Origin of the sequence: Phaeobacter sp. JH20_26, from assembly GCF_048056275.1 — a bacterium.
Taxonomy (GTDB): domain Bacteria; phylum Pseudomonadota; class Alphaproteobacteria; order Rhodobacterales; family Rhodobacteraceae; genus Phaeobacter; species Phaeobacter bryozoorum.
Genome location: NZ_JAYMWL010000013.1, coordinates 701274 through 715053, shown reverse-complemented (window position 1 = coordinate 715053; position 13780 = coordinate 701274). Strand labels below are relative to the sequence as shown.

Here is a 13780-nt window from a genome sequence, read left to right as displayed (position 1 = left end):
GACATAAATGCGGCAGACCTGGGGTTGAGCCGGTCCGACCACTGCTGCGTCACAAGCGATGATATCTGGGGGCACGTCTGTACCAATGGCCCCCGGCAGGCCACCGTCGTACCGCGAGAGCAGGTGCGGCGGTTGTCCGTTTTGGATGTACGCAGGTTCCTGATCAGGCGCGTCCGGCCTGATGATCGTTTCGGGCTGCATCGAAACACAGATTTCCCGATCGGCCAAACCGTCATGGAGAACCTGATCAGGATCAAAGACGATCGAGCGGTCGCAATGGTCTAAGAGGGCAGTTCTAAATGACATCTGCCAACCATGACCGGAGTGACCGACATGATCCGCCTAGCGTCCATTCTCTATTCCCTGATCGGCAGCAGCCTTGCCGGCGCTGGTGTGATCGCGGTGCTGGTCGCCGGTCACGTTTCGGTGGCTGCCATCCTTATGGCGGCTGCCATCGGTGCTGTTGCTGGCCTGCCGGTGTCCTATCTCGTGGCGCGTCGTCTGTATCAGGGATGATTCCTGGTCGGTCTGGCGCGGTATCCCTGGTCAGGCGTCAAAGAACCCGCGGGCTGTGGCAACAAATGCGCGCGGGTTTTCTGCATGAAGCCAATGGCCGCAGTCCGGAAGCTTGGCGAAATGCGACTGGCTGAAGCGGGCTTTGATCAGAGGGCGGTGCTCGGCGAGGACATAGTCGGATGCAGCGCCGGAGAGAAACAGCGTGGTGCCGTCCCATTGCGCCTCGGTTTCAGGAAAGCCCATGATCTTGGGCATATCACGTTCCAGCGTGTCCAGGTTCAGCCGCCAGCGTTTGTTGGGCAGGTCAAGCGACTGAGTGAAGAAGCTCTGCAAAGCTTTTTCGACCCCCAGTTCTGCCAGCTGGGCCTCCGCATCGGAGCGCCGCTCAACCCGTGACAGATCGACCTGACGCATGGCGTGGATGAACTGGATCTGGCTATGGCCATAGGCGACCGGGGCGATATCGGCGACCAGGAGACGGCGCAACGCGTCAGGGTGATTGAGCGCGAGTGTCATCGCCGCCTTGCCGCCCATCGAGTGGCCGATCATATCGACCGGACCGCCGTGCTGCTCGATGACCTCGGCAAGGTCGCTGGCCAGATCGAGATAGCTGTGGCTCTCCGTCCAGGGGCTGTTGCCGTGGTTGCGCATATCGACGGCGATGACCTCGCGATCATCGCAGAGCCGCTTGGCAATCGCGCCCCAGTTGCGGGCGGATCCATAGAGCCCATGCGCGATCATCAAGGTGGGTTTATCAGTCGGGGCGCCATGGCGGATGGTGTTCAGCATGTCCCCGTGATAGCGCCCGATCACGGCGGTCGCCAGTCCCTTTGCGCGGGGGATTGCCCCAATCCTGACCAGAGCGGCCCAGCCATTGAGCGTCGGACCCGGCCCGGCTAAGGTGCGCGAAACTCCTCATACTTCGGGCAGCCCATGGCAGAGACACTTCTGAAAGAGATCGAACAGGTTCAGGATCTGCTGAAGGACCGTGAACAGGCGGGCGGGGATCTCTCTGCGGCGTTGAACCGGGCGCGGCGACGGCTGCCCCGACGGATTTACCAGCAGGGGCTGCGACTGGCAGAGGCACAGCATCTTCTGGCGCATCCGAAACTGGCGCTGACGGTGGATCACGAACCGCTGCAACGCGCGGCGCGCGAGGTGAGCAAACATCTGAAATCCATTGATCTGGCCGATCGGCGACGGGGGCGGATACTGGACATCGTTGCGACGATGGCATTTTCACTGATCGTTGTTGCGGTGCTGCTGGTGGTGGTGCTGCGCTGGCGGGGTTTTATCTGATTGCTCTTTTGTTTGCCTGTCTGAGGCGATAACTTGAACGTGGTTCAAGATTGAGGGGCAGAGCAGATGGCGAGCAAGGCCGAAATCCGCAAGCAAGAGTTGCGCGAAAAGCTGGTGGCGGCGGCAGAGATCCGCATTCGCCGCGACGGGGCAGGGGCGCTGCGGGCACGTGATCTGGCGACCGATGCAGGCTGTGCAGTTGGGGCCATCTACAACGCTTTCGACGACATGAATGCCATCGTGATGGCTGTAAACGGGCGGACTTTTCAGGCGCTGGGGCAGGCGGTGCAGCGATCGCTGGTTGGCGCGCAGACGCAGGCGCCAACGGACCGGCTGATCCTGATGAGCCACGCCTATCTGGGGTTTGCGGCTGAAAACACGCGGCTCTGGCGGGCCTTGTTCGATGTTCGGGCGGAGGAGGCCGAGGTGCCCGACTGGTACAGGGCGGCGCTGGAGAAACTATTTGCCAATATTGCCGCGCCTGTTGCCGAGATTTTTCCTGATAAGGCGCCTGAGGATCTGGCGCTCATGGTGCGGGCGCTGTTCTCGGCGGTGCATGGAATCGTGCTTCTGGGGCTGGAGAACCGGATCTCCGGGGTTCCGATCGCCAAGATCGAGCGGATGATTTCCGAGGTATTATCGCGACTTGCATGATTTCCTGAACGTTGTTCAAAATAATCCTTGAACAACGTTCAGGTTTTTTCTATACCAGACCTATGAACGCTGTTCAGATTTGGAGGATGTGATGTTTGCAACGATTAAGACCCTGATCCGAGGCATTGATGCCCGTGCCGAGGAACGGTTGAGCGACACCTATGCGATTGACCTGATCGACCAGAAGATCCGCACCAGCGAAGCAGATCTGACCCGTGCGAAGCAGGTTCTGGCCGGGTTGATCCAGAAGTCCCGTATGGAAACCCGGCAGCTGGATGCGGTGACGCTGCGGATTGCGGATCTGTTGGAGCGGGCGCAGGCAGCGCTGAGAGAGGGGCGGGAGGATCTGGCCCAGACAGCTGCCGCCGCGATTGCTGAACTGGAGAATGAGCAGGCCATGCGCCGCCGTACCGTCGATATGCTGGAGCAGCGCAGCCTGCAATTGCGCCAGTCGGTCGAGGCCAGCCATCGTCGCCTCATGGATCTGAAACAGGGCGCCATCGCGGCCCGCGCCACCCGCAAGGCGCAACATGCGCATGCCGACATGGTCCGCAGCGCCGGTTCCGGTGATACGCTGGGAGAGGCCGAAGCCCTGATCAATCGGGTGATGTCTGCCGAAGACCCCTTTGAACAGAGTGCGATCCTCAAAGACATCGAAACCGGGCTGAGCCATGGCTCGGTGGCCGACGATCTGGCTGATGCAGGGTTTGGGAAGCCGACCCGCAGTACTGCTGCCGATGTGCTGGCACGGCTGCACGCAAAAGCCTGACGCAACACGTATAGGGCCGATGCGCCCGATATCTGATTGACCTTAACACCACCTATGACCAACCGGGAGAAACCCAATGACAAACGCACGCAATGACAACAACCTGATCATCACTCTCAACGTGGCCGGTGTGGCCGTGGCTTACGGAATGCTGGGCATTTCGCTCTGGCTGTCGACCGATGTGCCGCTTGCGACCAAAGGGTTCTGGGGCATGGGCATCATGCTTCTGACGCTGAGCCTGATCAATGTTGTGAAATACCGTTTTGATATCCGGTCCAGCGAGGATCGCATCCGCCGTATCGAAGAAGCGCGCAATGAGAAGATGCTGGAGGAGGCTCTGGCAGAGACCAAATCGCTCTGATCCCAGTGGGCAGAGATCATGAATAGAAAACCGCCGCGCGCCAAGGGGCCGCGGCGGTTGTTGTTTGTTTCCGCGAACGGATCAGTGGTTGGGGTAGAGCGGGAAGCGAGCGCAGAGGGCGGCCACTTTCTCGCGTACCGATGCCTCAACAGCGGCGTTGCCATCTTCACCATTGGCCGCCAGGCCGTCGACCACCTCGATGATCAGATCCGCAATCTCGCGGAACTCGGCTTCACCAAAACCACGGGTGGTGCCTGCCGGGGTACCGAGACGGATACCGGAGGTCACGGTCGGCTTCTCCGGGTCAAACGGAATGCCGTTCTTGTTGGTGGTGATATGGGCGCGGCCCAGAGCCTTGTCCACGACATTGCCGGTCACGCCTTTCGGGCGCAGGTCGACCAGCATCACATGGGTGTCGGTGCCGCCAGTGACGATGTCCAGACCGCCCTTGATCAGCTGATCGGCCAGCGCGACGGCATTGGCCCGCACCTGCTTCTGGTAGTCTTTGAACTCGGGGCGCAGTGCTTCACCGAATGCGACGGCCTTGGCGGCGATCACATGCATCAGCGGGCCACCCTGGATGCCGGGGAAGATCGCGGAGTTCACTTTCTTGGCGATATCGGCGTCATTGGTCAGGATCATGCCACCGCGCGGACCGCGCAGGGTCTTATGCGTGGTGGTGGTCGCAACATGGGCATGGGGGAAAGGCGAGGGGTGTTCACCCGCCGCAACCAGACCGGCGAAATGCGCCATGTCGACGTGCAGATAGGCGCCAACCTTGTCCGCGATCTCGCGGAAGCGGGCAAAGTCGATGACCCGCGGAATGGCGGAACCACCGGCGATGATCAGCTTGGGCTGATGCTCCAGCGCCAGCGCTTCGACCTGATCATAGTCGATCAGGTTGTTGTCTTCACGCACACCGTAGTGGATGGCGTTGAACCATTTGCCAGACTGGTTGGGACGCGCACCGTGAGTGAGGTGGCCACCAGAGGCGAGGTCCATCCCCAGGATGGTGTCGCCGGGCTGGATCAACGCCTGGAACACACCCTGGTTGGCCTGCGAACCGGAGTTGGGCTGAACGTTTGCAAATTCGCAGTTGAACAGCTGTTTTGCGCGGTCGATGGCAAGATTTTCTGCAACATCAACATATTGGCAGCCACCATAGTAGCGACGCCCCGGGTAGCCTTCGGCGTATTTATTGGTCAGAACGGAGCCCTGAGCCTCCATCACGGCGGCGGAAACGATGTTCTCCGATGCAATCAACTCAATCTCGTCGCGCTGACGGCCGAGCTCATCCGTGATCGAGCCGAACAGCTCCGGGTCGCGCTCTGCGAGGGATTGGGTAAAAAAACCGGGGTCGCGGGAGGTGGTCTCGGTCATGATGACACTCCATCAGTTGGCGTAGTATTCGAGAGATTTCCTATCGGAAACACCTAGGCCCCGAAAGCCCGGAATGCGACGAAATCCCCGCTGAGAGCGGCAAGACTGGCAATCTTGGGAAAGCTGTGATTGTTTCGGAACGAATTGCGTAACACCGGAAACAGATTTGATGACAATGAGAATCGCCTTTCTGGCCAGCCGGGCTCCGGTGGCGCAGTCAGCTCAAGCCGAGATGGTCGCACGCTACGGAAACGTGCCCAAGGAAGAGGCGGATGTGATCGTTGCGCTTGGCGGCGATGGCTTCATGCTCGACACGCTGCACGACACGATTGATCTGTCGGCGCCGGTCTATGGCATGAACCGAGGTACTATCGGCTTTTTGATGAATGAATATGGCGTCGTTGACCTGATCGCGCGGCTGATGGCAGCCGAGGAAGAGATTATTAACCCGCTGTCCATGGTCGCACTGGATGCAGAAGGGCAGACGCATCGGGCTCTGGCTATCAATGAGGTTTCATTGCTGCGGGCCGGTCCGCAGGCAGCCAAGCTGAAGATCTCTGTTGATGATCGTCAGCGTATGGCGGAACTGGTCTGTGACGGGGCGCTTGTATCAACGCCAGCGGGGTCGACGGCCTATAATTATTCGGCGCATGGTCCCATTTTGCCCATCGGTTCGGATGTGCTGGCATTGACCGCAATCGCCGCCTTTCGTCCGCGCCGCTGGCGCGGTGCCTTGCTGCCCAGCAATGCAACAGTGCGGTTTGATGTGCTGGAACCTGAGAAACGGCCCGTGATTGCGGCCGCGGATTCCGTTTCTTTTGCCAATGTTGTTCAGGTTGAGATCGCAACCCAGACCAGGATCCGCCACAAGATCCTGTTCGACCCCGGCCATGGGCTGGAGGAACGGTTGATTTCGGAGCAATTCACCTAAGGTAGATGGCCATTGCCCGGGGTGGATCACGTGTTTGTGATCGCAAGGATCGCGTTTTTGTGCGATAATCGAACTCTAGACAAGGCCGATGCCAGCGGTGACAGCCAAAGGGCATAGCGCTCTCAAGAAGAGAGGCGCAGGATCTACCGGGATGGCCATCGGCCCCTATATTTTAAGCAGCTAAGATTTTGCTTCAGCCGGACTGTGCGGGTATTGATCCGTACGCGTTTGGATCCGCGAAGGCGGGAAACGCCGGGGCGATGGTCCCGCAACCTTCGTGTGATGTTTGTGAACGAGTATCCGGTGGTATCGGAAAATCCGGGGGTCGGTGTGAGCCGAGTCCCGGGTTTCCTTATCCGCGAGCGGTTGGTTTCCCGCGGTTCTTTTCGCGCACCCATAGTATGTATCCGACCATCTGCCAGCCGGGTTAGAGCTGCTCCCACAGTCTGTCACACATGCGCCCGATCCGATCCTCAATGGCGATACAGGCGTCCACTGCCATGTCCTCGCGCCAGCGCGATGCTGCGATCTGCACATTGATCGGCTGCGATCCTGAGGGCAATTTGGCAAGGCGGCTGGGAACCGAGGCCGCAGGCAGGCCGAGGAAGTTCATCGCATAGGAATAGACAGCACAGCCCAGCACCTCATGCACGCCTGCCGCCCCTTCGGTGTCGCGGTCGGGTTTGAAAAATGGCTGCGGCAGGAACGGGGTCAATACCAATGGGTAACGCTGCATGAAGAGCGACCAGTCACGCGCGTATTGCGTGCGTTTGGCCATCATCTGCAACAGCTCGACGCCGGCAAAGGGCGGGAATTCCTCAAAATAGACTGCAAAGATATCCCGCACCGTTTGCGACCCGGCTGCGTCAACATCGTCTTTCATCAGGGCATAGACCTCGCCCATCAACGCGCGGTACCCTGTGCGCCCGGCATCGAAGACATCGGGGAGCAGGGTTTCCTCGACGATATAGCCTGCATCCAGCAGGGCTGCGCGCGCGTCATCCAAGGCGGCCTCCACCTGCGGGTGGAGTTCGTAGCCGTAGGTCTCCTTGGAAAAGGCGACGCGGATTGGGCCTTCGGTGGCCTGACCGTGCCAGGGCATCGGCACGTGGAAGGGATCGCGAGGATCGGGCGCAATAAGGCTGGGCATCGACAGATGCAGATCCCGTGCCGTGCGGGTGATCAGCCCCTGTACGGACATATTCTGCGCCAGTATTCCACGCTCTGCGCTTTGGCTGGGGTTCCAGGCAGGCACGCGGCCCAGGCCGGGTTTGACGGTTACCGCGCCATTGGCAGCGGCGGGAAAACGTAAGGAGCCGCCGATGTCATTGCCATGGGCCAGCGCGCCGATCCCGGCCATCACCGCCGCACCGGCCCCGCCGGAGGAGCCGCCAGGCGAGATATGGCGCCCCCAGGGATTATGCGTGCGCCCAAAGAGCGGGTTGTCAGTGTCGGCACGGAAGGAGAACTCAGGGGTATTGGTGCGGCCAATCACGACGGCCCCTGCATCCTGGAGGTTCTTCACCACCGGCGCATCATCCGGCGCGATCAGGTCCTTCAGCGCGGTCACACCGTTGGAGGTTGCGTGGCCCTTCTGATCGACGTTGATCTTGATGGTGACCGGCACACCGTGCAGTGGACCGGGCGTGGCACCCGCATTGCGCGCCTTGTCCAGCGCTCTGGCCCGCTCCAAGGCGTCACTGCTCAGATCCTCGACAACGGCATTCAGATCGGGATTGACCGCTGCCATGCGGTTGATGGAGGCGTCAACGGCGGCTTCGGCGGTCAGATCTCCCGCTTGGGTGTGCTGTGCCAGTTCCGTTGCGCTCAGGCGCCAGATGTCGATGTGTGTCATATACATGCCTCCTTCCCGGCAGGGTAGGCGGGCACGACCGAGTTGCAAGGAAAACCGCGCGGCACATCATACAAAGACAGGCTCCGCCGGGTGGCGAAGCCTGCGTTTGTCAGAAGCCTGCGCGCGTCTTACTTCGCGTATCCGAGAGTTTGCAGCGCTGTGGTGATCTCGTCCAGAATGACCGGGTCATCGATGGTCGCGGGCATCTTCCACGGCGTGCCGTCGGCGATGTTCACCATCGTGCCGCGCAGGATCTTGCCGGAGCGGGTCTTGGGCAGGCGGTCCACGACGCAGGCCAGTTTGAAGGCGGCGACGGGGCCGATCTTCTCGCGCACCAGTTTCACCACCTGCGCGACTACCTCCTCATGGGGCGTGTTGCAGCCAGCATTGAGGCAGAGGAAACCCAATGGCATCTGCCCCTTGAGGCTGTCGGCGACGCCAATTACGGCGCATTCAGCGACATCCGGGTGGCCTGCCAGCACTTCCTCCATGCCGCCGGTGGACAGGCGGTGGCCCGCCACGTTGATCACGTCATCCGTGCGCGCCATGATGTAGAGATAGCCGTCCTCGTCCTTCATGCCGGCATCGCCGGTCTCATAGTAGCCGGGAAAGGTGGTGAGGTAGCTTTTCTTGAAGCGGTCCTCAGCATTCCAGAGCGTCGGCAGCGTGCCCGGCGGCAGCGGCAGCTTCACCGCGATCGCGCCCAGCTCGCCCGGCGCCACCGGGTTGCCGCCTTCGTCCAGAATATCGACTTCATAGCCCGGCATAGGCACGGCGGGGGAGCCGAGCTTGACCGGCAGTTCCTCGATCCCCAGCGGGTTCGCGGCAATCGACCAGCCGGTCTCTGTCTGCCACCAGTGGTCGATCACCGGCACCTTCAGCTGCTCCTGCGCCCAGGTGATGGTGTCGGGGTCCGCACGCTCGCCGGCGAGGTAGACCTGTTTGAGGCAGCCAAGGTCGTATTTCTTGACGAACTCGCCCTTCGGGTCCTCGCGTTTCACTGCCCTGAAAGCAGTCGGCGCGGTGAAGAAGCTCTTGACCTTATGCTCGGAAATCACCCGCCAGAAGGTGCCCGCATCGGGCGTGCCGACGGGTTTGCCCTCGAACACGATTGTGGTGTTGCCGTGAATAAGCGGCCCGTAGCAGATATAGCTGTGGCCCACGACCCAGCCCACATCCGAGGCGGCCCAGAACACGTCGCCGGGATCGACGTAATAGATGTTCTTCATGGTCCAATTGAGTGCCACCAGCTGGCCTGCGGTGTGGCGGATCACCCCCTTGGGCTGGCCAGTGGTGCCGGAAGTATAGAGAATATAGGAAGGGTGGTTGCCCTCAACCGGCACACATTCGGCAGGTTCCACACCGTATTGGAAACCGTGCCAGTTCACGTCGCGGCCTTCGATCAGCTCGGCCACTTCCTGCTCGCGCTGGAAGATCACGCAGAAGTCGGGTTTGTGGGTGGCCTGGTCGATGGCGCCGTCCAGAAGTGGTTTGTAATGGACCGTCCGCCCTGGCTCCAACCCGCAGGAGGCGGCAATGATCGCCTTAGGCGTGGCGTCGTCGATCCGCACAGCAAGTTCGTTGGCGGCAAAGCCGCCGAACACCACCGAATGCACCGCGCCAATGCGGGCGCAGGCCAGCATCGCCTCCAGCGCCTCGGGGATCATCGGCATGTAGATGATGACGCGGTCGCCTTTCTCCACGCCCTTGGCCCGCAGCGCCCCAGCCAGGGTGGCGACACGGTTGCGCAGCTCAACATAGGAGATTTCGCGCTTCGTCTGGGTGATGGGGCTGTCGTAGATGATCGCCGTCTGCTCTCCCCGGCCTGCTTCGACATGACGGTCGACAGCGTTGTAGCAGGTGTTCACCTTGGCATCGGCAAACCATTCGTAGAGCCCATCGCCCTTGTCGGTCAGGGCCTTGCTCGGCGCGCGATCCCAGTTGATCGACGCTGCGGCTTCCATCCAGAATTGTTCCGGATTGGACCTCCAGCCCTCATAGACCTCTGAATACGACATGCGGTTCCTCCTCACTCATCCTTGGAGGTGAGTTAGGCGCATGGATCGCCACCGGGCAAGCGTGCTGGGCGACGTCGCGTCAGATTGGCGCAAGAAATTTGCATTTTTTGCCGGTGTGGCGTTGCAAAGTTTTGCAAACAGGGTGCGTTCGCGGAATTTACAGCAAGATGAAGCGCAGTTTGCAAAGTCTCTGCGCAAGCCTCAGAAGCCGGTCGTCTGAGGGAGGGTGGGGCAGGCACTCTGATTCGAGGCCACGTGCCTGCTCTGTTTGTGGCGCTGCGGGATCTGCGCCCCGCAGCCAGCCGTCAGCTGTAGTGGGCGACGGGCGTTCCGGCGATTGCCGCCATGTTCAGCAGCCCGCGGGCGGTGATCGAGGGGGAGACGATATGCGCGCGATTGCCCATGCCCATCAGGATCGGCCCGACCTCCAGCCCGCCGGCCCGCATCTTGAGGATGTTGCGCACACCGCTGGCGGCATCGGCATGGGCAAAGATCAGCACATTGGCCTCGCCCTCCAGTCGCGAATTCGGGAAGATCCGGCTCCGCAGCTCAGGATCCAGCGCGGTATCGATATTCATCTCGCCTTCGTAGATGAAATCGCGGGGCGTCCGGTCGAGGATGTCGATGGCGGCGCGCAGCCGTGCGCCGGAATCGCAGCTGGTATTGCCAAACTGCGATTGCGAACACAGGGCGATCTTTGGCTCCAGGCCAAAGCGACGTACGTGGCGCGCGGCGCCCAGAACCGTCTGCGCAATCTGTTCCGGGGTTGGTTCGATCCGCACATGGGTATCACCGATGAACAGCGGCCCGTCCTCAAGGATCATCAGTGACAGCGCCCCATGGGGCTCATAGCTGCCACCGCCAAGCACCTGGTTCACGTAGTTCATATGCCAGCGATATTCGCCAAAGGTGCCGCAGATCATGCTGTCGGCCTCGCCCCGGTGGACCATGATTGCGCCGATTGCCGTGGTGTTGGTGCGCATGATCGCCTTGGCCAGATCCGGGGTCACGCCTTCGCGCTGCATCACGCGGTGGTAGCTGGTCCAGTAGTCGTAGTAACGCGGATCGTTCTCCGGGTTCACGATCTGGACGTCGGTGCCGGGGCGGATGCGCAGGCCCAGCCGTTCACAGCGGGTTTCGATCACCTCGGGCCGACCGATCAGGATCGGCGTTTCGGTGGTCTCTTCAAGGATGCCCTGAGCCGTGCGCAACACCCGCTCATCTTCGCCCTCGGTGAAAACGATGCGGCGCGATGCAGCCTTTGCCGCCTCAAAGACGGGTTTCATCAGCAGGGCGGATTTGAATACGGTCTGGTTCAATTTCGCGCGGTAGGCGACAAGATCATCAATCGGACGCTGGGCGACACCGCTGTCCATGGCGGCCTTGGCCACGGCGGAGGACACCACACCGACCAGACGCGGGTCAAACGGCTTGGGGATGAGGTAGTCGGCGCCAAAGGTCAGCTGTTCGCCCTGATAGGCGGCTGCCGCCTCGGCCGAGGTGGTCATTCGGGCCATTTCGGCGATACCCTCGACACAGGCGATCTGCATGGCGTCGTTGATCTCTGTCGCGCCCACATCCAGCGCCCCACGGAAGATGAAGGGGAAGCAGAGGACGTTATTGACCTGATTGGGAAAGTCGCTGCGGCCGGTGGCGATGATGGCGTTGGGGGAGACGCTGCGCGCCACCTCCGGCAGGATCTCGGGGTTGGGGTTGGCCAGGGCAAAAATGATCGGACGATCCGTCATCTTTGCCACCATCTCCGGTTTCAGGACATTCGGGCCGGACAGGCCGAGGAAGAGGTCCGCGCCCTCGATCACCTGATCCAGCGTGCGCAGGTCGGTTTTCTGTGCAAAGGCGGACTTATGCGGGTTCATATCCTCGGTGCGGCCTTCATAGACCAGCCCGTGCAGGTCGCAGAGCCAGATATTCTCACGCTTCACGCCCAGTTTCACCAGCATGTTGAGGCAGGCAATCCCCGCCGCGCCACCACCGGTGGAGACAATCTTGATGTCTTCGAATGTCTTACCCGCGACGTGCAGTGCGTTTTTGGCGGCTGCGCCCACGACGATTGCGGTGCCGTGCTGGTCATCGTGGAAGACCGGGATATTCATCCGCTCGCGACAGATCTTTTCAACGATAAAGCAGTCGGGGGCCTTGATATCCTCAAGATTGATCGCCCCAAAGGTCGGCTCCAGCGCGCAGACGATATCGGCCAACTTCTCCGGATCGCTTTCGTTTACTTCGATATCGAAACAGTCGATGCTGGCGAATTTCTTGAATAGGACGGCCTTGCCTTCCATCACCGGTTTCGACGCCAGCGCGCCGATGTTTCCAAGGCCAAGGACCGCTGTCCCATTGGTCACAACCGCGACCAGATTGCCGCGCGACGTGTATTTCGCCGCGTCCGCAGGATCGGATTTGATTTCGATGCAGGCCTCTGCCACGCCCGGCGAATAAGCCCGCGCCAGATCGCGGCCATTGGCCATCGGCTTGGTTGCGCGGATCTCCAGCTTACCGGGGTTGGGATAGGCGTGATAGTGCAGCGCGGCGTCGCGCAGGGTTTGGGTGTCGGACTTTGGATTTTTGGTCATCAGGCGCTCCAGAGACTATAGTTTAGTGTTAAACGACTTTTGACGTCAGGGAAACAGACTATTCTCGTTGGGTGTTTAGGGGCTGTCGCAAGAGCTTGCGCCCGAGCGCGCTTGGTCTCACTGTGTGGCAAAAGACCAAAAGGGAGCGAAGAATGGCGGATACGATTGCGGAGCTGCGGCTGCCGACGCAGGAGCTGCGGGACGACATCCCGTTTTACACCAAAACCCTCGGGATGAAGCTGGACTCGATCTATCCGGCAGATGATCCGGCTATCGGGGTGTTTTCGGGCCATGGACTGCGGCTGCGGATCGAGCGCGGCGCCGCTGAATCACCCGGCACCATTCGCATCCTGACTGATGATCCCGATGGGTTTGCCGGTGGTGCCCGCAGGCTGACCGCTCCCAATGGAACCCAGATTGAGATTGAAGAGCGCAACCCACCACTGGTGATGCCCGAAACAGTGCATAGTTTTGTGGTGCGGCGGCTGAAGGATCAGGCGCCATGGATCATCGGGCGCGCGGGTATGCACTACCGCGACCTGGTGCCGGACCGGCTGGGCGGCTCGATCATCGCCAGCCACATCCGCATCCCCGACGGCGGCCCGGTGCCGGATATGGTGCATTTCCACAAGGTGGGCTTTCAGCTGATCTTCTGTATCCACGGCTGGGTTGATGTCGTCTATGAGGATCAGGGAGACAAGATGCGGCTGACCGCCGGTGATTGCTTCATCCAGCCGCCGGAGATCCGCCACCGGGTGCTGGAGGCCAGCGACAATGTGCAGGTGATCGAGATCGGCGTCCCGGCCGAGCATGTGACCGAGATCGACCACGAGATGATCCTGCCGACGCCGCACTACCGTCCCGAACGGGAATGGCAGGGCCAGCGGTTTGTTTACAACCAGGCAGAAGGCGCCGAATGGATGCCGTTCCGCCTGCCGGGCTACATCTGCCGCGACACGACGATTGCCGAGAATACCAAGGGCGTCGCAGGCGTACAGGTGGTGCGCCGCGGAGAAGGCGCGCCGCAGTGGGCCGCGCATGACACCGATATCCATTTCACATTTGTCATGAACGGCACAGTCACGCTGGAGGGCGAGGGCCGCGAGCCTTATCAATTGGAACAGGGCGATGCCTTCGTCATTCCGCCGGGCATGAAAACCCGCCTCAGCGCGCCGTCGGATGATGTGGAACTGCTGGAGGTGACGCTTCCGGGTGTGTTCAACACCAGCTTGGCAGAGCCAACGGTCTGACCGCAGATCCTGGGTGGATCATCAGGCAATAGCGGTATTGGCCGGAGGATGTGATATTGTGGTTCAGCTTGGTCGAGGGGGCTTTCGCTCCTTCGGCAAATTCAGCTATCGTCTCAAATTCTGACCAGTTGATCAAAAAATCAGGGAATCGCC

At 60.9% G+C, this 13780-nt stretch carries 13 protein-coding genes; 8 read left to right on the top strand and 5 right to left on the bottom strand.

What is annotated here, in order from left to right; translation table 11 throughout:
* Positions 1-333 precede the first annotated feature (333 nt).
* A complete protein-coding gene (locus VWY60_RS09190) occupies positions 334-516 on the top strand; it encodes a hypothetical protein (RefSeq protein WP_340546300.1) in 183 nt (60 codons plus the stop codon).
* 30 nt (positions 517-546) lie between these two features.
* On the opposite strand, the gene VWY60_RS09185 is transcribed toward VWY60_RS09190, so the two are convergent.
* Positions 547-1305 carry an alpha/beta fold hydrolase gene (locus tag VWY60_RS09185; protein ID WP_416537361.1) on the bottom strand — a complete coding sequence of 253 codons (759 nt, stop codon included), beginning with the start codon at positions 1303-1305 and terminating at the stop codon, positions 547-549.
* A gap of 144 nt (positions 1306-1449) precedes the next feature.
* On the opposite strand from VWY60_RS09185, the gene VWY60_RS09180 reads away from it, so the two are divergent.
* From VWY60_RS09180 to VWY60_RS09165, 4 genes are all read left to right on the top strand, one after another.
* Positions 1450-1815 (top strand): hypothetical protein, encoded by a 366-nt coding sequence (locus VWY60_RS09180; RefSeq protein ID WP_340545249.1) that lies wholly within the window; start codon positions 1450-1452, stop codon positions 1813-1815.
* Between the two features lie 66 nt (positions 1816-1881).
* A complete protein-coding gene (locus VWY60_RS09175) occupies positions 1882-2469 on the top strand; it encodes a TetR/AcrR family transcriptional regulator (RefSeq protein ID WP_416537362.1) in 588 nt (195 codons plus the stop codon).
* A 91-nt stretch (positions 2470-2560) separates the two neighbouring features.
* Positions 2561-3238 (top strand): PspA/IM30 family protein, encoded by a 678-nt coding sequence (locus VWY60_RS09170; protein WP_416540339.1) that lies wholly within the window; start codon positions 2561-2563, stop codon positions 3236-3238.
* A 76-nt stretch (positions 3239-3314) separates the two neighbouring features.
* Entirely contained in the window at positions 3315-3599 is a 285-nt protein-coding gene (locus VWY60_RS09165) for a hypothetical protein (RefSeq protein ID WP_416537364.1), read from the top strand.
* A gap of 81 nt (positions 3600-3680) precedes the next feature.
* Here VWY60_RS09165 and glyA read toward each other — a convergent pair whose 3' ends face one another.
* Positions 3681-4979, bottom strand: coding sequence for a serine hydroxymethyltransferase (glyA, locus tag VWY60_RS09160; protein ID WP_416540338.1), 1299 nt, complete (start codon positions 4977-4979; stop codon positions 3681-3683).
* Between the two features lie 169 nt (positions 4980-5148).
* On the opposite strand from glyA, the gene VWY60_RS09155 reads away from it, so the two are divergent.
* The gene (locus tag VWY60_RS09155; protein ID WP_340545253.1) at positions 5149-5910 is read left to right on the top strand and encodes an NAD kinase; all 762 of its coding nucleotides are present in this window, start codon (positions 5149-5151) and stop codon (positions 5908-5910) included.
* Positions 5911-6337: 427 nt separating this feature from the next.
* On the opposite strand, the gene VWY60_RS09150 is transcribed toward VWY60_RS09155, so the two are convergent.
* Together VWY60_RS09150 and prpE are read right to left on the bottom strand one after the other, a co-directional pair.
* Positions 6338-7765, bottom strand: a complete 1428-nt coding sequence (locus tag VWY60_RS09150; RefSeq protein ID WP_416540337.1) for an amidase family protein — start codon at positions 7763-7765, stop codon at positions 6338-6340.
* A 128-nt stretch (positions 7766-7893) separates the two neighbouring features.
* A complete protein-coding gene (prpE, locus tag VWY60_RS09145) occupies positions 7894-9783 on the bottom strand; it encodes a propionate-CoA ligase PrpE (RefSeq protein WP_416540336.1) in 1890 nt (629 codons plus the stop codon).
* A 40-nt stretch (positions 9784-9823) separates the two neighbouring features.
* Here prpE and VWY60_RS09140 point away from each other — a divergent pair, with 40 nt between their 5' ends.
* Positions 9824-10003, top strand: a complete 180-nt coding sequence (locus VWY60_RS09140) for a hypothetical protein (protein WP_340545256.1) — start codon at positions 9824-9826, stop codon at positions 10001-10003.
* Positions 10004-10088: 85 nt separating this feature from the next.
* Here the strand turns inward: VWY60_RS09140 and VWY60_RS09135 are convergent, their stop codons facing one another.
* Entirely contained in the window at positions 10089-12377 is a 2289-nt protein-coding gene (locus VWY60_RS09135) for an NADP-dependent malic enzyme (RefSeq protein ID WP_416540335.1), read from the bottom strand.
* Between the two features lie 152 nt (positions 12378-12529).
* On the opposite strand from VWY60_RS09135, the gene VWY60_RS09130 reads away from it, so the two are divergent.
* Positions 12530-13627, top strand: coding sequence for a cupin domain-containing protein (locus VWY60_RS09130; protein ID WP_416540334.1), 1098 nt, complete (start codon positions 12530-12532; stop codon positions 13625-13627).
* Positions 13628-13780: the final 153 nt, after the last annotated feature.